The sequence below is a fragment of the Pseudomonas bubulae genome, from assembly GCF_037023725.1.
GTDB classification, from domain to species: domain Bacteria; phylum Pseudomonadota; class Gammaproteobacteria; order Pseudomonadales; family Pseudomonadaceae; genus Aquipseudomonas; species Aquipseudomonas bubulae.
Map to the genome: position 1 here is coordinate 2398718 of NZ_CP146077.1, position 20083 is coordinate 2418800.

Genomic DNA, 20083 nt, shown 5'->3' on the forward strand with positions numbered 1-20083 from the left:
CTCGCGATTGGAACAGCGCGGTTTGATAGTTGAACCGCGTCGTCTGTATCGCGGGCAAGCCCGCTCCCACAATGCCCATGACTGGTTTGCATTGGTGCTTGGGCGCCTTTTTGCTGTCTGCGATCAAGCGGCCTGGGCCGACGCGGTATTGCGCTCCAGTACCGTATAGCCGAGTGCGGCAATATGATGATGGACGCGTCGGTAGTCGCGCAGCACCCGCTGGAAGATATCCCCGGATTCGGCCCAGGCCGTCTTGTCGTTCTGCAGCTTGCGAAAGTGCTCGCGGCTGGCGCTGGCTTCCAGCTTGCGCACGGTCTCCTTGTGGCCGATCAGTGCCTTGGCAGCGCTCACGTCCTCACGCAAAAACGCGGTAATGGCCAGGTTCAGGCTGTCCAGCAGGGCCAGGTGCATGGCCTGGATCTGGATCAGTTCGAATGAGGAAAAGCGTTCGCCACGGCGTGTGCGGCGAACAGCCAGTTGCGCGAGGTTGCCGAGGATGTCGCCGGCGTGCTCAAGGTTGATCACGAACATCAGCACTTCCTGGGCGCGATCGGCATCGTCATCGCTCAGGCCATCCTGGCCAATGTCTGCAAGATAGGCGCGGATCGCGGCACTTAGCAGGTCGATGGAGTGATCCAGTTGGCGCACCTTGTCCGCTGTGTCCGGATCGGGTTTCTCGAACAGCTGCAACACCTGGTTGAGCATCAGCGAGGTCATGTCCGCCAGGCGCAGGGCTTCGCGTACGGCATTGGACAGGCCGATATTGGCCACTTCAAGCCCGGCCTCGTCCAGGTATTGCGGCATGCCGGGGTCTGCTGGTGGCTCCTGCTGGGGAAACAGGTAAGTCAGCAGGCGTGCGCAAGGTTCGGTCAGGCCGATAAACACCACGGCCAGCAGCAGATTGAACGCGGTATGCAGGTAAACCACCCAATGTGCCAGGCCGATATCGCTGCGAGCCAGCAAGTTGGCTATCAGCGGCAGGCAGGGCAGCAGCGCCAAGGAGCCCAGCAGGCGCGCCAGCAAGTTGCCCATAGGCAGACGTCGCGCCACTGGCGAACTGGCGCTCATCACGGAGGGCAAGGCGCCGCCGATATTGGCGCCGAGCATCAAGGCGATGGCGGTGGCGGGCGTCATCAGGCCAGCACCTGCCAGCGAGGCGATCAACAGCACCACCGCGACGCTGGAGTGGCAGATCCAGGTCAGCAGCACGGCAGCGACCACCGCGATGATCACATCGCCTTCCAGGCTTTGCATGATGGCGCGAAACACCGAGGTGGCTTCCATATGCCCCAGAGTGGCGCTGAGCAAGCCTAGGGCCAGCAACATCAGACCCAGGCCTATCAGTGCGCAGCCGACGCTTTCAAACCGCGAATCATCGCGCAGGCGAAAGACGATATAACCTGTCAGCAAAGTCACCGGCATTGCCAGCGAGGTATCAAAACTCAGCAGTTGTACCACCAGGGTCGAGCCGATATTGGCCCCCAGCATCACGGCCAGGGCGGGCGCCAGGCCCAGGGTGCCAGCTGCAGTAAAGGACGTGGCCATAAGGCTGACCGCCGTACTGCTTTGCAGTACGCCGGTAATGCCGATGCCGCTGATCAGTGCCATCCAGCGGTTATTCAGATTGCGCCCCATCCAGTTGCGCAGCTGGGTGCCAAACCCGCGCAGCAGGGCCGTGGAAATCATATGGGTGCCCCACAGCAAAAGTGCGATGGCGCCCGCGAGGTTGAGTAACAGAGTGGTTCCCGACATGAGGAATCTCCACAGAACACGCATTCATTTTTTGCGCGCGGGCTGGCGCGGTGTGGCGCCGGCCCGCGTTGTTTCAACTCAGTACCACTGCTTGAAACGGCGGATGTAGATCGTTTTCATCAGTTGCGCGACACAGCAATAGCTGAACAGGGTGGCCACCAGCCAAGGGAAATACGACAACGGCAGTGGTTCCAGGCCCACCATGGTGCCCAGGGGCGAGAACGGTACGTAGATACCCAGCACGATCACGATGAGGGTCATCATGATCACCGGCCATGCTGCAGTGCTCTGGAAGAACGGAATCTTGCGCGTGCGCAGCATGTGCACCACCAGGGTTTGTGACAGCAGTCCCTCGATAAACCAGCCGGACTGGAACAGGGTCTGCATTTCCACGCTGTTGGCCGAGAACACGTACCACATCAGGGCGAAGGTAGTGATGTCGAAGATCGACGACGTTGGCCCGATCCAGATCATGAAGCGGCCGATGTTCTTGGCGTCCCACTTGCGCGGTTTTTGCAGGTATTCCCTGTCCATCTTGTCCCACGGCAAGGCCAGCTGGGAGATGTCGTACATCAGGTTTTGCAGTAGCAGGTGGATCGACAGCATTGGCAGAAAAGGGATGAAGGCGCTGGCTACCAATACCGAGAACACGTTGCCGAAGTTGGAGCTGGCGGTCATGTTCAGGTACTTCATGATATTGCCGAAGGTCTCGCGCCCCTTGAGCACGCCTTCTTCGAGCACCATCAGGCTCTTTTCCAGGAGGATGATGTCAGCCGACTCCTTGGCGATATCCGTGCCGCTGTCTACCGAAATACCCACATCGGCATCGCGCAGGGCTGGCGCGTCATTGATACCGTCACCGAGAAAACCGACGGTATGGCCATTGGCTTGCAGCGCTTTCAGCACCCGGGATTTTTGCAGTGGGGTGAGCTTGGCAAACACCGTGCGCTGCTCAACCTCCAGTTGCAGTGCGGCGTCGTCCATTGTTTCGATTTGTGGCCCAAGCAGTGGCGTGCCTGGCTCCAGGCCCACCTGCCGGCAGATTTTGCCGGTGACTACAGCGTTGTCGCCGGTCAGCACCTTGATCGCTACGCCGATTTCTTGCAGGGCTGCAATCGCCGGCCCGGCAGTTTCCTTTGGTGGATCGAGGAAGGTGAGCATGCCGCGGATGACCAGGTCGCGCTCGTCTGCGGTGTTGTACTGCTTGTGCGCCTGTGCCTTGGGGATTTCGCGGGTGGCGACCAGCAGTACGCGGAAGCCGTCCTCGTTGTACTCGTTGGCCAGGGCCAGCAGTTGCTCGCGGCGTGTGGGGTCCAGAACCACGCGGGTGTCGCCTTCCATGACATGGGTGGCGATGCCGAGCATTTCTTCGACTGCGCCCTTGCACACCAGCAGGTGGTCGCCACGGTTGTCCTTGACGATGATCGACAGGCGCCGCCGTACGAAGTCAAAGGGCAGTTCATCGACCTTGCTGTAGTTGTGCGGCGCGTTGAATTTTGGGTCCTGCAGGGCAAACTGCACCACGGCCTGATCCATCAGGTTGCGGATGCCGCTTTGGTGATGGCTGTTGAGCCAGGCCAGGGCCAGTACCGACTCATCGCGCTGGCCACTGGCGTCGATGTGATGCTCGAGGATGATGTGATCCTGGGTCAGGGTGCCGGTCTTGTCGGTACACAGCACGTCCATCGAGCCCAGGTTCTGGATGGCATTGAGGCGTTTGACCACCACCTTGCGTTTGGCCATGGCGGTTGCGCCCTTGGCCAGGTTGGCGCTGACAATCATTGGCAGCATTTCCGGGGTCAGGCCCACGGCCACTGCCAGGGCAAACAGGAAGGCATCGCCCCAGTCGCCCTTGGAGAAACCATTGAGGAAAAACACAATGGGTACCATAACCAGCATAAAGCGGATCAACAGCCAGCTGACGCTGTTGACTCCGCGATCGAACGCGGTTTGCGTGCGCGAGCCGACGATGGCCTTGGCCAGCGAGCCAAAGTAGGTGCGCGGGCCGGTGGCCACGACTACGGCGCGAGCAGTGCCACTGACCACGTTGGTGCCCATAAAGCAGATATTGGGCAGATCCAGCAGGTTGCTCTGGTCGGCGGCGGTGCTGGAGGCGGACTTTTGTGTCACATCGCCCAGGGTGTCGTACTTCTCCACCGGCAAGGCTTCGCCGGTGAGCACGGCCTGGCTGATAAACAGATCGCGGGACTCGATCAGGCGAATATCCGCCGGGATCATATCGCCGGCCGACAGCTGCACGATATCGCCGGCCACCAGTTCGCGCATCGGTACTTCGTGCACCGAGGTGCGGGTACCGCTGTTGTCGCGCCGCACCACGGTCGCGGTGGTGCGGACCATGGCCTTGAGGGCTTCGGCGGACTTGGCCGAGCGGTGCTCCTGCCAGAACCGCAGCAGGCTGCTGAGGCCAACCATCAGGCCAATGATGATGACTTTGGTCAGGTCGCCTTCTTCGCCATCGCGTTCTGGCAGCCAGTAGTCAGTGAAAAAGCTGATCACACCCAGGGTCAGCAGCACATAGATAAAAGGGTTATGCAGGGCCAGCAGAAACTGCACCAGTGCGTGAGGCGGCTTGTCGTGAGCCACTTCGTTGTAGCCATCGCTTTGCAGGCGTTCAGTGGCTTCCTGCTCCGTCAGGCCTGCGGTAGTGGCGCGTACATTGGCCAGGGTGGCTGAAAGGCCGTTTTGTGCTTCCCTAGCGGCACGCATGGACAGTTTATTGCTGTCGCTGGCGCTGTTCTTGTCCCGAACTTTAGTATTTTTTACGGCGCTCATGATGAGTACTCCTGTCGCCAACTCTTGACCGGGCATATATTGAATGGCCTTTTAACAGGCGTGCCAATGTATGCCGAGTCGCAAACTTCGCAATCGGTTTAATTGAAGTGTTAAGTGCGCTTTAAAGTCCCGCTGCTGCGAAGTAATTAATACGCGGGCAGCGGGTGACTACTGGCTTCTTCCATAAGGAACTCCAGTGGGTTGGCAGGGTTTTAATTAATTATGAATCAGCGCAAGAACCGACTCTGCGGGTCCTGGGTGTCGGCCATGCTCCAGCGCTGCTCCAGTTGGCCTGTGGCAGGGCTGACGCGCCAATGCACCTGGCGGTGCGCAGGTTTTGCGTCGGCAACGGATGTGGAAAAGGGTGAGCGGGTCGAGCGGGTCAGGGTGGGCTCGCGTGAAAGTTTCACGCGCATGCTTGAGGCAAAGGCTTGAACGCCGGGTAGTACATGGGTTTTAAAGGTCATAACACACCTCGTGACCGGACTGTCGCCGGTGAGGTCGTTACGATGGAGCGTCAGGCTCTAGCGCAGTTGACCCCGCCGTGCAGGCGAGTCCTGTCAATGTCTGGATTTAGCGCCCGGATCGCCGTAGTGACGGTGACCGGACAGCGACTAGATACTGTGTCCATTGGCTTCTTTTGTGAAGTTTATAGGCGGCCTGAATGACCGGCCTGTGCAATCTACTCAGGCCGCGGGTGCAAGTCAATGTTTAAACCCGGCAAGTGTGGCTGGTACAGCCAGGGTTCAGGAAGTTTGGAAGTTAGGTTTGGGTATATAGCTAATAAGACAAAACAGTTACAGGAGTTCAAACTTTATATGTTTAGCCCTGATTGTGGGAGCGAGCCTGCTCGCGAAGGGATCACTGCGGTTTGCCCGAAAAATTGCGTCGTTTGCTTCGCGAGCAGGCTTGCTCCCACGGCAGGCTCAAATCGCAGACAAACAAAAACGCCCGGCAGAGCCGGGCGTTTTGTATTGACTTGCTTAGCGAGCGCGGTAAGTGATGCGCCCTTTGCTCAAGTCATAGGGCGTCAGCTCGACGCGCACTTTGTCACCGGTAAGAATACGAATGTAGTTCTTGCGCATCTTGCCGGAGATATGCGCGGTTACGACGTGCCCATTTTCCAACTCCACACGAAACATGGTGTTGGGCAGGGTGTCGACGACAGTGCCTTCCATTTCGAAGCTGTCTTCTTTCGACATGCAGTAAAGCCCTCGGTGTCCAATGAATGGCCCGGTGCAACTGCGCCAGGCAAAAGCGGCGTGCATTGTGCCCGAAAAATGGGGGTTAAGCCAAGGGTTCAATCAAGAGAGCTCCATCTCTGATTGATTAAGAGCTCAATGGGCCGATATTCGGTCTTGTAATTCATCTTCTTGCAGTTCTTGATCCAGTACCCCAGATACAGCGCATCCAGCTCCAGGCGGCGCGCTTCGGCGATTTGCCAGAGGATTGCATAGCGCCCCAGGCTGCGCCGCTCTTCGTCGGGATCGTAGAAGGTGTAGACCGCCGACAGGCCATTGGGCAGCACGTCCGTGACGGCGACCGCCAATAAACGGCCATCAAGGCGGAATTCGTAAAATCTGGAAAACGCCAGGTCGCGCACCAGGAAGGTCGAAAATTGATCGCGACTGGGCGGGTACATATCGCCATCGGCATGGCGCTGCTCGATATAGCGCTGGTAAAGATCAAAGTTCTCTTCACTGAACGCCGGTTTTACCGCCTCTACCTGCAAGTCGGCATTGCGCTTGAAAATGCGTTTTTGCTGGCGGTTGGGCAGGAAGCGGGCAACCGGGATGCGCGCCGGGGTGCAGGCATCGCACTTCAGGCAATGCGGGCGATAAAGATGGTCGCCACTGCGCCGGAAACCCATCTCGGACAAATCGGCATAAACCTGCACATCCATCGGCTGGCTGGGGTCGAGGAACAGCGTGGTGGCCTGTTCGCCAGGCAAGTAGCTGCATGCGTGAGGTTGAGTGGCATAAAACTTCAAGCGCGCCAACTCGGTCATGATGAACCCTCGGAAAATCTTTAAATTAAGTGTAAGCCAGCGCGCAAAAGTCGCCTACTAAACCCACTGCGCAGTTGTGGGAAGATCCAGATGTTTTTGCAAATACTCAGCAAATATCTGGCGCGGGATTGAACGCGCTCCCAGGCTTTGCAGGTGATCTGTGGGCATCTGGCAGTCAATCAGCACAAACCCCCAGGCCTGCAGCTGTCTGACCAGCGTGGCGAAGCCGAACTTTGAGGCGTTGTCGGCACGGCTGAACATGGACTCGCCAAAAAACAACTGGCCCATGGCCAGGCCATACAATCCGCCCACCAGCTCACCGTTGTCCCAGACTTCCACCGAATGGGCATGGCCGCGGGCATGCAGTTCGATATAGGCGTTTTGCATGTCGTCGGTAATCCAGGTGCCATCCGCATAGTCTCGTGGAGCGGCACAGGCCTGGATCACGGCTGCGAAGTCGCGGTCAAAACTCACCTGGTAGCGTTGCTTGCGCAGCAGCTTGCCCAAACTGCGGGAGATATGCAGCTCTTCGGGAAACAGCACCGTGCGCGGATCAGGCGACCACCACAGGATTGGCTGGCCCTCGCTGAACCACGGAAAACAGCCATGGCGATAGGCCTGGATCAGCCTGTCGGCGGACAGGTCACCGCCAGCGGCCAGCAGGCCGTTGGGTTCGCGCATGGCGTTGGCCAATGGCGGAAATGTCAGGGTGTCGCGTTTTAACCAGGTCAGCATGGCATTGAGTCTTGCACAAGAAGGGGAGGGCGGCTGCAACTCTGTCACGCAAGTGCGGTCTCAGTCGATCTGCCAGTTAATTACAAGCTGTGTTTTGGTGGTGGTATAAGTCTTTGTCACAAAAGGTAATACATGCTCAAATTGGCGCTTCCCGGCGAGTTATGGCCAGCATGGCATCAGCGGCTCAAACCCGTACAATGGCCTGCCTGTATGAGCTGATCTAAACTGCTCCACGTTGCAGCACGCAATAATAAGGGCAGGGCTCATTTCAAGTCCGAACTTGTCGTCTGCTCGCTATGAGCAGTATTTTGCAGTCACATTAGTCAATTAATAGTTGGGCGCGCCACAGGCGCAGGAAAAGACCCGTTTTGAAGAAATCCACAGCAGCACCCAAAGCAGTTCCTCTCTGGCGTCAGCAATTGCACTACCGGCTCAAGGAAGGTGCATTGATCGCTATCGGCGCCCTGTGCCTGTTCCTGATGATGGCCCTGCTGACCTATGGCAAGGATGACCCCGGCTGGAGCCATAACAGCCGGGTTGTCGATGTACAGAACTTCGGCGGGCCAGCCGGCTCCTACAGTGCCGACATCCTGTTTATGGTGCTGGGTTACTTTGCCTATATTTTTCCGCTGCTGCTGGCGGTCAAGGCCTACCAGATCTTCCGCGAGCGGCATCAGCCCTGGCAGTGGAGCGGCTGGCTGTTTTCGTGGCGGCTGGTCGGCCTGATTTTTCTGGTGCTCTCCGGTGCGGCGCTGGCCCATATCCATTTTCACTCTGCCTCGGGTCTGCCTGCGGGGGCGGGCGGTGCGCTGGGTGAAAGCCTGGGCGACCTGGCCAGGAATGCACTGAATATCCAGGGCAGTACCCTGCTATTGATTGCCTTGTTCCTGTTTGGCCTGACGGTGTTTACCGACCTGTCATGGTTCAAGGTCATGGACGTGACGGGCAAGATCACCCTCGACCTGTTCGAGCTGATCCAGGGCGCGGCCAACCGTTGGTGGGCCGAACGTAACGAGCGCAAGCAACTGCAGGCCAAGCTGCGCGAAGTGGATGCCCGGGTCAATGAAGTGGTCGCGCCAAGCGTTTCCGACAAGCGTGAGCAGGCCAAGGCCAAAGAGCGCCTGATCGAGCGCGAGCAGGCGTTGAGCAAGCACATGTCCGAGCGTGAAAAACACGTGCCGGCAGTGATTGCCCCGGCACCGCCCAAGGCGCCCGAGCCGAGCAAGCGCGTGCAAAAAGAGAAACAGGCGCCGTTGTTTGTGGACAGCGCGGTTGAAGGTACCTTGCCGCCGATCTCGATTCTGGATCCGGCCGAGAAAAAACAGCTCAATTATTCCCCCGAATCCCTGGCGGCCGTTGGCCACTTGCTGGAAATCAAGCTCAAGGAATTCGGCGTCGAAGTGACGGTGGACTCCATCCACCCGGGCCCGGTGATTACCCGTTACGAAATTCAACCTGCTGCTGGCGTAAAGGTCAGCCGCATTGCCAACCTGGCCAAGGACCTCGCGCGCTCGCTGGCCGTGACCAGTGTGCGGGTGGTTGAGGTCATTCCTGGCAAAACCACCGTCGGTATCGAGATTCCCAACGAAGACCGCCAGATCGTGCGCTTCTCCGAAGTGTTGTCGACCCCTGAGTACGATAACGCCAAGTCGCCGGTAGCTCTGGCCCTGGGCCATGACATTGGTGGGCGGCCGGTGATCACCGACCTGGCGAAAATGCCGCACTTGCTGGTAGCCGGTACTACCGGTTCTGGTAAGTCTGTAGGCGTTAACGCCATGATCCTGTCGATCCTGTTCAAGTCTGGCCCGGAAGACGCCAAGCTGATCATGATCGACCCGAAAATGCTTGAATTGTCGATCTACGAAGGCATCCCGCACCTGCTGTGCCCGGTTGTAACGGACATGAAGGACGCCGCCAACGCCCTGCGCTGGAGCGTTGCCGAGATGGAGCGCCGCTATAAGCTGATGGCCAAGATGGGCGTGCGTAACCTCGCCGGCTTCAACCAGAAGGTCAAGGACGCCCAGGATGCCGGCGAGCCACTTGTCGATCCGCTGTACAAGCGCGAAAGCATTCACGACGAAGCACCGTTGCTGGTGAAGTTGCCGACCATCGTGGTAGTGGTCGACGAATTTGCCGACATGATGATGATCGTCGGCAAGAAAGTTGAAGAATTGATCGCCCGTATTGCCCAGAAGGCTCGGGCTGCGGGCATCCACTTGATCCTCGCGACCCAGCGCCCGTCGGTGGACGTGATTACCGGCCTGATCAAGGCCAACATCCCGACCCGCATGGCGTTCCAGGTATCGAGCAAGATCGACTCGCGTACCATCATCGATCAGGGTGGCGCCGAGCAACTGCTGGGTCACGGTGACATGCTCTATATGCCGCCAGGTACCAGCTTGCCGATCCGGGTTCATGGCGCGTTTGTGTCCGACGATGAAGTTCACCGCGTGGTTGAAGCCTGGAAGCTGCGCGGCGCTCCGGACTACAACGAAGATATCCTCAACGGTGTTGAAGAGGCGGGCAGCGGCTTTGAAGGCGGTGGCAGCGAAGGCGGGGACGACCCTGAAACGGATGCCTTGTATGACGAAGCCGTACAGTTTGTACTGGAAAGCCGTCGTGCCTCCATTTCTGCTGTACAACGCAAATTGAAGATCGGTTACAACCGCGCTGCGCGAATGATTGAATCCATGGAAATGGCCGGGGTCGTAACCTCTATGAACACTAATGGCTCGCGCGAAGTACTGGCGCCGGCCCCGATGCGCGATTGATCAGCCCCAGGGCTTCTAACTAATCAATGAGGATGTCCATGCGTTTTGTCAGCATGCTGTTGCTACCGGTACTGGCCTTTTCCTCGCTGTCGGCCCATGCCGACGCCGAGAGTGTGAAGCGTCTTGGCCAACTGTTGGGCTCTGATACCATCACGGCCCGTTTTTCCCAGCTGACCCTCGACGGCAGTGGCACCCAGTTGCAGGAAACTGCCGGCGAAATGTCGGTAAAGCGTCCTGGGCTGTTCTACTGGCACACCGATGCTCCCCAGGAGCAACTGATGGTCTCCGATGGCCAGAAAGTCTCGCTGTGGGACCCGGACCTGGAGCAGGTTACGATCAAGAAACTCGATCAGCGCCTGACCCAGACCCCGGCCTTGTTGCTGTCCGGTGATGTATCAAAAATCAGCGAAAGTTTTGACATCACCTCCAAGCAGGCCGGTGACGTGATGGACTTCACCCTCAAGCCCAAGACCAAGGACACCTTGTTCGACTCCCTGCGCCTGTCGTTTCGCGGCGGCAAGATCAACGACATGCAGTTGATCGACAGCGTGGGTCAGCGCACCAACATCCTGTTCACCGGGGTAAAGGTCAACGAGCCGATCCCGGCTTCCAAGTTCAAGTTCGATATCCCGAAAGGGGCTGATGTCATCCAGGAATAAGCCCTGGAAGAGGTTTCAAACGCTGCCCATGGATCTGTTTCGAAGTGCCCCGATAGCCCAGCCACTGGCTGCCCGATTGCGGGCGGCCAACCTGGACGAATACGTCGGTCAGCAGCACCTGCTCGCCCGCGGCAAGCCCTTGCGTGAAGCGCTGGAGCAGGGTGCACTGCACTCCATGATCTTCTGGGGCCCGCCGGGCGTGGGCAAGACCACCCTGGCGCGGCTGCTGGCGGAAGTCTCGGATGCCCACTTTGAAACGGTCTCGGCGGTCCTGGCCGGGGTCAAGGAGATTCGCCAGGCCGTCGAAATCGCCAAGCAGCAGGCGGGCCAGTATGGGCGCCGCACCATCCTGTTTGTCGACGAAGTGCATCGCTTCAACAAGTCGCAGCAAGATGCCTTTTTGCCCTACGTCGAAGATGGCACCCTGATCTTTATCGGTGCCACCACGGAAAACCCCTCGTTCGAACTGAACAACGCCTTGCTCTCGCGGGCGCGGGTCTATGTGCTCAAAAGCCTGGACGAAGCGGCGCTACGCAAGCTGGTGCAGCGTGCGCTGACCGAAGACAAGGGCCTGGGCAAGCGCGGCCTGACCCTTGGCGAAGAAAGCTTTCAGATTTTGCTGCGGGCGACTGACGGCGATGGCCGGCGCATGCTCAATCTGCTGGAAAACGCTTCGGACCTCGCCGAAGACCACAGCGAAATCGGCACCGAGCTGCTGCACAACCTGCTGGGTGATACCCAGCGTCGTTTCGACAAAGGCGGCGAAGCCTTTTATGACCAGATCTCTGCCTTGCACAAGTCGGTGCGCGGCTCGAATCCTGACGGTGCCCTGTACTGGTTTGCACGCATGATCGACGGCGGCTGCGATCCGCTTTACATCGCCCGGCGCGTGGTACGCATGGCCAGTGAGGATATCGGCAACGCCGACCCGCGAGCTCTGAGCCTGTGCCTGTCGGCCTGGGATGTGCAAGAGCGGCTCGGCAGCCCGGAAGGCGAACTGGCAGTGGCCCAGGCCATCACTTACCTGGCCTGCGCACCGAAAAGCAACGCGGTGTACATGGGTTTCAAGGCCGCACTGCGCAGCGCGGCAGAACACGGCTCGCTGGAAGTGCCGCTGCATTTACGCAATGCGCCGACCAAGCTGATGAAGCAACTGGGTTATGGCGACGAGTATCGCTATGCCCATGACGAGCCTGACGCGTACGCGGCCGGGGAAGACTATTACCCGGACGAACTTGAACCCTTGAACCTGTATCAGCCGGTGCCACGGGGCCTTGAGCTCAAAATCGGCGAAAAGTTGAAATACCTCGCCGCACTGGACCGGGCCAGCCCCAAACAGCGGAGAAAACCGTGATTCCATTGATTGCAGCGGTCTCGGTGGGTGGCATTGCAGGTACATTGTTGCGCTTCGCTACGGGTAACTGGATCAACGCCAATTGGCCGCGGCACTTTTATACCGCGACATTGGCCGTTAATATCGTGGGCTGCCTGCTGATTGGCGTCCTGTACGGACTTTTTCTGATACGCCCGGAAGTACCGATTGAAGTCCGCGCCGGGCTGATGGTCGGTTTCCTGGGTGGCTTGACCACTTTTTCATCCTTTTCACTGGATACGGTGCGCCTGCTGGAAAGCGGGCAGGTGCCACTGGCATTGGGCTATGCGGCCCTCAGCGTATTCGGCGGGCTGCTCGCAACCTGGGCTGGCCTGTCCTTGACCAAACTTTGATAAACGAGAAACCGACATGCTTGATTCCAAACTGTTACGTAGCAACCTGCAGGACGTAGCGGATCGCCTGGCATCCCGTGGCTTCAAGCTGGACGTGGCGCGCATTGACGCGCTGGAAGCCAAGCGTAAAGAAGTCCAGACCCTGACCGAGAAGCTGCAGGCCGAGCGCAATGCCATCTCCAAAAGCATTGGCCAGGCCAAGGCTCGCGGTGAAGATATCGCGCCACTGATGGCCAGCGTCGAGACCATGGGCAGCGACCTGGCCAATGGCAAGGTTGAACTGGAAGCCATCCAGACTGAGCTGGACGCCATCCTGCTGGGCCTGCCGAACCTGCCGGATGCGTCCGTGCCGGTAGGCGCTGACGAAGACGGCAACGTCGAAATCCGTCGCTGGGGCACCCCGACTGCCTTTGATTTCGAGATCAAGGACCATGTCGCCCTGGGCGAGCAGCACGGCTGGCTGGACTTTGAAACCGCCGCCAAACTGTCCGGTGCCCGTTTTGCCTTGCTGCGCGGCCCGATTGCCCGTCTGCATCGTGCTCTGGCACAGTTCATGATCAACCTGCACACCGGTGAGCATGGCTACGAAGAGGCCTACACGCCTTATCTGGTACAGGCCCCGGCGCTGCAAGGCACTGGCCAGTTGCCAAAGTTCGAAGAAGAGCTGTTCAAGATCAGCCGTGAAGGCGAAGCCGATTTCTACCTGATCCCGACCGCTGAGGTCACCCTGACCAATATCGTTGCCGGCGAAATCGTTGAACACAAGGCCCTGCCGATCAAGCTGGTGGCGCACACGCCGTGCTTCCGCAGCGAGGCCGGTGCATCGGGGCGCGATACCCGCGGCATGATCCGTCAGCACCAGTTCGACAAGGTCGAGATGGTCCAGATCGTTGAACCGTCCACCTCGATGGACGCCCTTGAAGGCCTGGTCGGCAATGCCGAGAAGGTTCTGCAACTGCTGCAACTGCCTTACCGCACCCTGTCGCTGTGCACTGGTGACATGGGTTTCAGCGCAGTTAAAACCTACGATCTGGAAGTGTGGGTCCCGAGCCAGGACAAGTACCGCGAAATTTCGTCGTGCTCCAACTGCGGTGATTTCCAGGCCCGTCGCATGCAGGCGCGTTTCCGTAACCCGGAAACCGGCAAGCCGGAACTGGTTCACACCCTTAACGGTTCCGGTCTGGCGGTAGGCCGCACCCTGGTAGCCGTGTTGGAAAACTACCAGCAGGCTGACGGTTCGATCCGTGTGCCGGACGTGCTCAAGCCTTACATGGGCGGTATTGAGGTCATCGGCTAAATGGAGTTTCTGCCGCTGTTTCATAACCTGCGTGGCAGCCGTGTACTGGTGGTTGGCGGTGGGGAGATTGCCTTGCGCAAATCCCGCCTGCTGGCCGATGCCGGTGCCGTGCTGCGGGTGGTCGCACCCGCCATGGAGCCACAGTTGTGCGAGTTGATAAACAGCAGCGGTGGCGAACAGGTGCTGCGCGGATATGCCGAGGCCGACCTTGAAGGGTGCGTCCTGATCATCGCCGCCACCGACGATGAGCCACTTAACGCTCAGGTTTCCGCCGACGCCCATCGCCGTTGCGTACCGGTCAACGTGGTCGACGCGCCCGCCTTGTGCAGCGTGATCTTCCCGGCGATTGTCGACCGTTCGCCGCTGGTAATTGCCATTTCAAGTGGTGGTGATGCGCCCGTGCTGGCGCGGTTGATCCGGGCCAAGATCGAAACCTGGATTCCGTCGACCTACGGCCAGTTGGCGGGCCTTGCGGCGCGCTTCCGTAGCCGGGTCAAAGGCTTGTTTCCGGATGTGCAGCAGCGTCGCGGGTTTTGGGAAGATGTGTTCCAGGGCCCGATTGCCGACCGTTTGCTGGCCGGGCAGGGCGCTGAAGCCGAGCGCTTGCTGCTGGCCAAGATTGAAGGTCAGGCCGTCGAAACCACCGGTGAGGTGTATCTGGTGGGTGCCGGGCCGGGTGATCCCGATCTGCTGACCTTCCGTGCATTGCGCCTGATGCAACAGGCAGACGTGGTGCTCTACGACCGTCTGGTGGCCCCGGCGATTCTTGAACTGTGCCGTCGCGATGCCGAACGTATTTATGTGGGCAAGCGTCGCGCTGAGCATGCGGTGCCACAAGACCAGATCAACCAGCAACTGGTCGATCTGGCCAAGCAGGGCAAGCGCGTGGTGCGGCTCAAAGGTGGCGATCCGTTCATCTTTGGCCGTGGCGGTGAAGAAATCGAAGAGCTGGCCGCCCACGGGATTCCGTTCCAGGTGGTGCCGGGTATTACCGCCGCCAGTGGTTGCGCGGCGTATGCCGGTATTCCGTTGACCCATCGCGACTACGCGCAGTCTGTGCGCTTTGTTACCGGCCACCTGAAAGACGGCACCAGCAACCTGCCCTGGAGCGACCTGGTTGCTCCGGCGCAAACTCTGGTGTTCTACATGGGCCTGGTGGGCTTGCCGATCATCTGCGAGCAGTTGATCAAGCATGGTCGTTCGGCTGATACCCCGGCTGCGTTGATTCAGCAGGGCACTACGTCCAACCAGCGCGTGTTTACCGGTACCCTGGCCGACTTGCCGACATTGGTGGCGGAGCATGAAGTGCATGCGCCTACGCTGGTGATCGTGGGCGAAGTGGTTTTGCTGCGTGAGAAACTGGCATGGTTTGAAGGGGCTCAGGCTCAGGTCTGACGTCTGCCCTCACCCCAACCCTCTCCCTCTGGGAGAGGGTTAGGGCTTTGCTTCAGCTCCGATTTTCCCCCACCAGACTCTCTACCGACGGCACTCGCGTATCGCTTTCCATCTGCGCATCATGTTCGATCTGATGGCTGAAGCGGTCCAGTGAGCCCTGCGCCGGCTGGGCATCGCTGGCAAACACCGGCGGGCTGAGGATGTAGGCACCCAGCAAACGACTCAACGCCGCCAGGCTATCAATATGGGTGCGCTCATACCCGTGGGTGGCATCACAGCCAAACGCCAGTAACGCACAGCGAATATCATGCCCCGCCGTCACGGCCGAATGAGCATCGCTGAAGTAATAACGGAACATGTCCCGGCGCACCGGCAACTCATTGTCACTGGCCAGCCCCAGCAAATGCCGCGACAGGTGATAGTCATAGGGGCCGCCCGAATCCTGCATCGCCACACTGACCGCATGCTCGCTGGAATGTTGGCCCGGAGCCACCGGAGCAATATCAATCCCGACAAACTCGCTCACATCCCACGGCAAGGCCGCTGCCGCACCATTGCCGATTTCTTCGGTGATGGTAAACAGCGGATGACAGTCGATAAGGGGCTGTTCGCCACTGTCGACAATGGCTTTCAGGGCGGCGAGCAGGGCCGCCACACCCGCCTTGTCATCCAGATGCCGCGCACTGATATGGCCACTTTCGGTAAATTCCGGCAGTGGGTCGAACGCTACGAAGTCACCAATATTGACCCCCAGGGAATCGCAATCCGCGCGGGTGGCGCAGTAGGCATCCAGGCGCAACTCGATATGGTCCCAACTGATCGGCAGTTCATCCACGCCGGTATTGAAGGCATGGCCAGAAGCCATTAATGGCAGGACACTGCCACGGATCACGCCGTTGTCGGTAAACAGGCTGACGCGGCTGCCTTCGGCAAACCGGCTCGACCAGCAACCAACAGGTGCCAGCACCAGCCGGCCGTTGTCCTTGATCGCCCGCACGCTGGCGCCAATCGTATCCAGATGCGCGGACACGGCGCGGTCCGGGCTGTTTTTCTGGCCCTTGAGGGTGGCGCGCAAGGTGCCGCGGCGGGTCAGTTCAAAAGGGATCCCCAATTCGTCGAGGCGTTCGGCGACATAGCGCACGATGGTGTCGGTAAAACCGGTGGGGCTGGGAATGGCGAGCATTTCCAGCAATACCCGTTGCAGGTAGTCGAGGTCGGGTTCAGGGAGGCTGCGGTTCATAAAAACTCCTGAGGGCCGGTCAGCTATTGAGCAGGCTGACTGTGGGGAAACAACAGATCGATAAAGCGCTCGGCGGTGGGCTGTGGTTCATGGTTGGCCAGCCCGGCGCGTTCGTTGGCTTCAATAAATACATAGTCGGGTTGGTCGGCGGCGGGCACCATCAGGTCGAGCCCCACCACCGGAATATCCAGGGCCCGGGCTGCGCGAATGGCGGCGTCGGCCAGCACCGGGTGCAGCACGGCGGTGACGTCTTCCAGGCAGCCGCCGGTGTGCAGGTTGGCGGTGCGGCGCACGGCCAGTACTTGCCCGGCAGGCAGGATGCTGTCGTAGTCATAGCCTGCGGCCTGCACGGTGCGCAGGGTTTCGGCGTCCAGCGGGATTCGGCTTTCGCCACCGGTGGCGGCCTGGCGTCGGCGGCTTTGCGCCTCGATCAGGCGCTGAATGCGGTGCTGACCGTCGCCGATCACTTGCGCGGGACGGCGGATGGCGGCAGCCACCACCTCAAAGCCGATCACCACGATGCGCAGGTCGAGGCCTTCGTGAAAGCTCTCGAGCAGCACCCGGCTGTCGAACGCCCGCGCTGCCTCGATGGCCTGTTGCACCTGTTCGATGCTGTCCAGGTCCACCGCTACGCCATTGCCTTGCTCGCCATCCACCGGTTTGACCACCACCCGGCCGTGCTCTTCGACAAACGCCAGGTTGTCATCGGCATTGCCCGCCAGTTGCTGGGTCGGCACGTTCAGGCCGGCCTGGCTGAGCACCTTGTGGGTCAGGCACTTGTCCTGGCACAGGCTCATGCTGATGGCGCTGGTCAGGTCGCTGAGGGACTCGCGGCAACGAATCCGTCGCCCGCCGTGGCTAAGGGTGAACAGGCCGGCGGCCGCGTCGTCAATTTGCACGTCGATGCCACGTTTGTAGGCTTCTTCAACGAGGATGCTGGCATAGGGGTTGAGTCCGACCTCGGGACCAGGCCCCAGAAACAGCGGCTGGTTGATGCCGTTCTTGCGCTTGATGGCAAAGGTCGACAGGGTGCGAAACCCCAGTTTGGCATACAGGTTCTTGGCCTGGGCATTGTCATGCAGCACCGACAGGTCGAGATAGCTCAGGCCGCGGCTCATAAAGTGTTCGACCAAATGCCGCACCAGCACTTCACCCACTCCCGGGCGTGAACAGAGCGGGTCGACCGCCAGGCACCAGAGGCTGCTGCCATTTTCGGGGTCGTTGAATGCGGTGTGATGGTTCAAGCCCATGACACTGCCGATCACCGCGCCGCTGTCCTCGTCTTCGGCCATCCAGTACACCGGGCCGCCGTCGTGGCGCGAGGTCAGCAGGGTCGGGTCGATGGGCAGCATGGAGCGTGACAGGTACAGGGTGTTGATCGCGTTCCAGTCCGCCTCGCTTTGTGCGCGGCGGATACGGAAGCCGCGAAACACGCGGGTGGCCTGGCGGTAATCGGTAAACCACAGGCGCAGCGTATCCGAGGGGTCGAGAAACAGTTGTTGCGGCGACTGCGCCAGCACCTGCTGGGGCGCGGCGACATACAGGGCAATATCGCGCTCGCCGGGCTGCTCGTTGAGCAGCTCTTCGGCCAGGGTGACGGGATCGGGAAAGGTATGCCCGATCAACAGCCGGCCCCAGCCGCAGTGTACGGCCACGGGGCAGGCATTCAGTTCGCTGCCATCCTCGGCAAAGCGGGCTTGCAGGCGTTCATAGGAAGGCGTCTGGCCACGCAGTAAACGCTGGCTATAAGCCGTAGCGAGAGGTTTCATCGATCAGATTCCTTGTTCGCTCAGCCACAGGTTCAGGGCGGCCAGTTGCCACAGCTTGGAGCCGTTGAGAGGGGTCAGCTGGCTTTGCGGGTTGGTCAGCAACTGGTCAAGCATGGCTGGCTGGAACAGGCCGCGATCCTGGCTCGGGTCCAGCAGCAGGTCGCGCACCCAGTTGAGGGTGTTGCCCTGCAAGTGCTTGAGCCCCGGCACCGGGAAATAGCCTTTTTTGCGGTCGATGACTTCGCTGGGGATCACCAGTCGTGCGGCTTCCTTGAGTACCTGCTTACCGCCGTCGGGCAGTTTGAAGCGCGCTGGAATCCGCGCTGACAGCTCGGCCAGGCGGTAATCGAGAAACGGCGTGCGGGCTTCCAGGCCCCAGGCCATGGTCATGTTGTCCACCCGTTTGACCGGGTCATCCACCAGCATCACGGTGCTGTCCAGGCGCAAGGCCTTGTCCACCCCGGCCTGGGCCCCCGGCTGTGCGAAATGCTCACGCACAAAGTCGCCAGCGGCGTCATTGGCTGTCAGCCATTGTGGCTGGACGGTGGCCTTGTACTCGTCGTAACTGCGGTCGAAAAAGGCTTCGCGGTACGCGGCATAAGGATCGCTGGCGCCATCTACTTGTGGATACCAGTGATAGCCGGCAAACAGTTCGTCAGCGCCCTGGCCGCTTTGCACCACCTTGCAATGCTTGGCCACTTCACGCGACAACAGATAAAAGGCGATGCAGTCATGACTGACCATCGGCTCGCTCATGGCGCGGAAGGCCGCTGGCAGTTGCTCGATGATTTCGTGCTCGCCAATGCGCAGTTGGTGATGGCGCGTGCCGTAATGCCGGGCAATCAAATCCGAATACTGGAATTCATCCCCGCGCTCGCCGCCTGCGTCCTCAAAGCCGATGGAGAAAGTCGACAGATCCTGTACGCCCACATCGCGCAACAACCCCACCAACAAACTGGAGTCGACACCGCCAGAGAGCAGCACGCCGACATCCACCGCCGCCCGTTGGCGGATAGCCACGGCTTCGTGGGTGCTGTCGAGGACACGATCGCGCCAATCTTCCAGGGTCAGATTGACTTCATCGGCACGGGGGCCGTAGGGCAGGGTCCACCAGGTTTTTTGCTCGGTGTGGCCATTGGCGTCAATACGCAACCAGGTCGCGGGTGGCAGCTTTTCGATACCGGCAATCAGCGTGCGTGGCGCTGGTACAACGGCATGAAAATTCAGGTAGTGATTAAGCGCCACCGGGTCGAGCATGGGGCTGATATCACCGCCCTTGAGCAGCGCCGGCAGGGTCGAGGCAAAGCGCAAGCGCTCACCGGTACGCGACAGATACAGCGGCTTGACCCCCAGACGATCGCGGGCCAGAAACAGGCGCTGGGCATCGCGTTCCCAGATGGCAAAGGCAAACATGCCATTGAGCTTGGGCAGCAGCGCTTCGCCCCAGGCGTGATAGCCCTTGAGCAGAACTTCGGTATCGCCACCCGAATAAAAGCTGTAGCCCAGGGCTTCAAGCTCGGCGCGCAGCTCGGGGAAGTTATAGATCGCGCCGTTGAAGGCCAGCGACAAACCCAGCTGGCTGTCGATCATCGGTTGGGCTGAACCATCCGACAAATCCATGATTTTCAGGCGGCGATGGCCCAGGGCTATCGGCCCCTGGCTGTGAAAACCCCAGGCATCGGGGCCACGTGGTGCAAGGTGGTGGGTGATGCGTTCGATGGCTGCCAGGTCGGCAGGGTGTTGATCAAAACGTAACTCGCCAGCTAATCCGCACATGGTGTGTAAATCCTTGGTCTTTCGGCATGTGGTGCTACAGGGATGAGTCAGCGTCTTTGCAGGACGCCTGGTAGCGCTTTGGGCCCGGTTTTAAAGGGCGATGCAGTTTTTGACTGCATCGCCAGCCCTTGCGGTGCAAGGCACAAGGCACTCGCTCCGGCAT

Annotated in this window: 15 protein-coding genes; 6 read left to right on the forward strand and 9 right to left on the reverse strand. The window is 59.9% G+C overall.

Features of this window, described 5'->3' with window-relative positions; translation table 11 throughout:
* Positions 1–123: 123 nt before the first annotated feature.
* From V6L81_RS11180 to aat, 6 genes are all read right to left on the reverse strand, one after another.
* The gene (locus V6L81_RS11180; RefSeq protein WP_095024122.1) at positions 124–1752 is read right to left on the reverse strand and encodes a Na/Pi cotransporter family protein; all 1629 of its coding nucleotides are present in this window, start codon (positions 1750–1752) and stop codon (positions 124–126) included.
* Between the two features lie 78 nt (positions 1753–1830).
* On the reverse strand, positions 1831–4545 hold the full coding sequence (mgtA, locus tag V6L81_RS11185) for a magnesium-translocating P-type ATPase (RefSeq protein WP_218722859.1): 2715 nt from the start codon (positions 4543–4545) through the stop codon (positions 1831–1833).
* Between the two features lie 227 nt (positions 4546–4772).
* A complete protein-coding gene (locus tag V6L81_RS11190) occupies positions 4773–5012 on the reverse strand; it encodes a hypothetical protein (RefSeq protein ID WP_338659927.1) in 240 nt (79 codons plus the stop codon).
* A gap of 516 nt (positions 5013–5528) precedes the next feature.
* Positions 5529–5747, reverse strand: coding sequence for a translation initiation factor IF-1 (infA, locus tag V6L81_RS11195; RefSeq protein ID WP_002553999.1), 219 nt, complete (start codon positions 5745–5747; stop codon positions 5529–5531).
* A gap of 98 nt (positions 5748–5845) precedes the next feature.
* Positions 5846–6553 (reverse strand): arginyltransferase, encoded by a 708-nt coding sequence (locus tag V6L81_RS11200; protein ID WP_095003289.1) that lies wholly within the window; start codon positions 6551–6553, stop codon positions 5846–5848.
* Positions 6554–6610: 57 nt separating this feature from the next.
* Positions 6611–7288: a leucyl/phenylalanyl-tRNA--protein transferase gene (gene aat, locus V6L81_RS11205; protein WP_095003288.1), complete on the reverse strand. Its 678-nt coding sequence runs from the start codon at positions 7286–7288 to the stop codon at positions 6611–6613.
* 368 nt (positions 7289–7656) lie between these two features.
* Here aat and ftsK point away from each other — a divergent pair, with 368 nt between their 5' ends.
* The 6 genes from ftsK to cysG are packed head-to-tail and all read left to right on the forward strand — an operon-like array spanning position 7657 to position 15135.
* Complete coding sequence (gene ftsK / locus V6L81_RS11210; RefSeq protein ID WP_095003287.1) at positions 7657–10059, forward strand: DNA translocase FtsK; 2403 nt, start codon at positions 7657–7659, stop codon at positions 10057–10059.
* Between the two features lie 38 nt (positions 10060–10097).
* Positions 10098–10718: an outer membrane lipoprotein chaperone LolA gene (gene lolA / locus V6L81_RS11215; protein ID WP_046809214.1), complete on the forward strand. Its 621-nt coding sequence runs from the start codon at positions 10098–10100 to the stop codon at positions 10716–10718.
* Positions 10719–10746: 28 nt separating this feature from the next.
* Positions 10747–12072, forward strand: coding sequence for a replication-associated recombination protein A (locus V6L81_RS11220; protein WP_095019126.1), 1326 nt, complete (start codon positions 10747–10749; stop codon positions 12070–12072).
* Entirely contained in the window at positions 12069–12443 is a 375-nt protein-coding gene (gene crcB, locus V6L81_RS11225; protein ID WP_095003285.1) for a fluoride efflux transporter CrcB, read from the forward strand. The genes V6L81_RS11220 and crcB overlap by 4 nt, the downstream gene beginning before the upstream one ends.
* A gap of 16 nt (positions 12444–12459) precedes the next feature.
* A complete protein-coding gene (gene serS, locus V6L81_RS11230; protein ID WP_095019127.1) occupies positions 12460–13740 on the forward strand; it encodes a serine--tRNA ligase in 1281 nt (426 codons plus the stop codon).
* Complete coding sequence (gene cysG, locus V6L81_RS11235; protein ID WP_095003283.1) at positions 13741–15135, forward strand: siroheme synthase CysG; 1395 nt, start codon at positions 13741–13743, stop codon at positions 15133–15135.
* Between the two features lie 52 nt (positions 15136–15187).
* On the opposite strand, the gene V6L81_RS11240 is transcribed toward cysG, so the two are convergent.
* From V6L81_RS11240 to V6L81_RS11250, 3 genes are read right to left on the reverse strand one after another with little or no spacing between them, the layout of a single operon-like run.
* Positions 15188–16375: an osmoprotectant NAGGN system M42 family peptidase gene (locus V6L81_RS11240; RefSeq protein ID WP_095003282.1), complete on the reverse strand. Its 1188-nt coding sequence runs from the start codon at positions 16373–16375 to the stop codon at positions 15188–15190.
* A gap of 23 nt (positions 16376–16398) precedes the next feature.
* Positions 16399–18144, reverse strand: a complete 1746-nt coding sequence (gene ngg / locus V6L81_RS11245) for an N-acetylglutaminylglutamine synthetase (RefSeq protein ID WP_095025108.1) — start codon at positions 18142–18144, stop codon at positions 16399–16401.
* A 3-nt stretch (positions 18145–18147) separates the two neighbouring features.
* The gene (locus V6L81_RS11250) at positions 18148–19920 is read right to left on the reverse strand and encodes an N-acetylglutaminylglutamine amidotransferase (protein ID WP_338659928.1); all 1773 of its coding nucleotides are present in this window, start codon (positions 19918–19920) and stop codon (positions 18148–18150) included.
* Positions 19921–20083 lie beyond the last annotated feature (163 nt).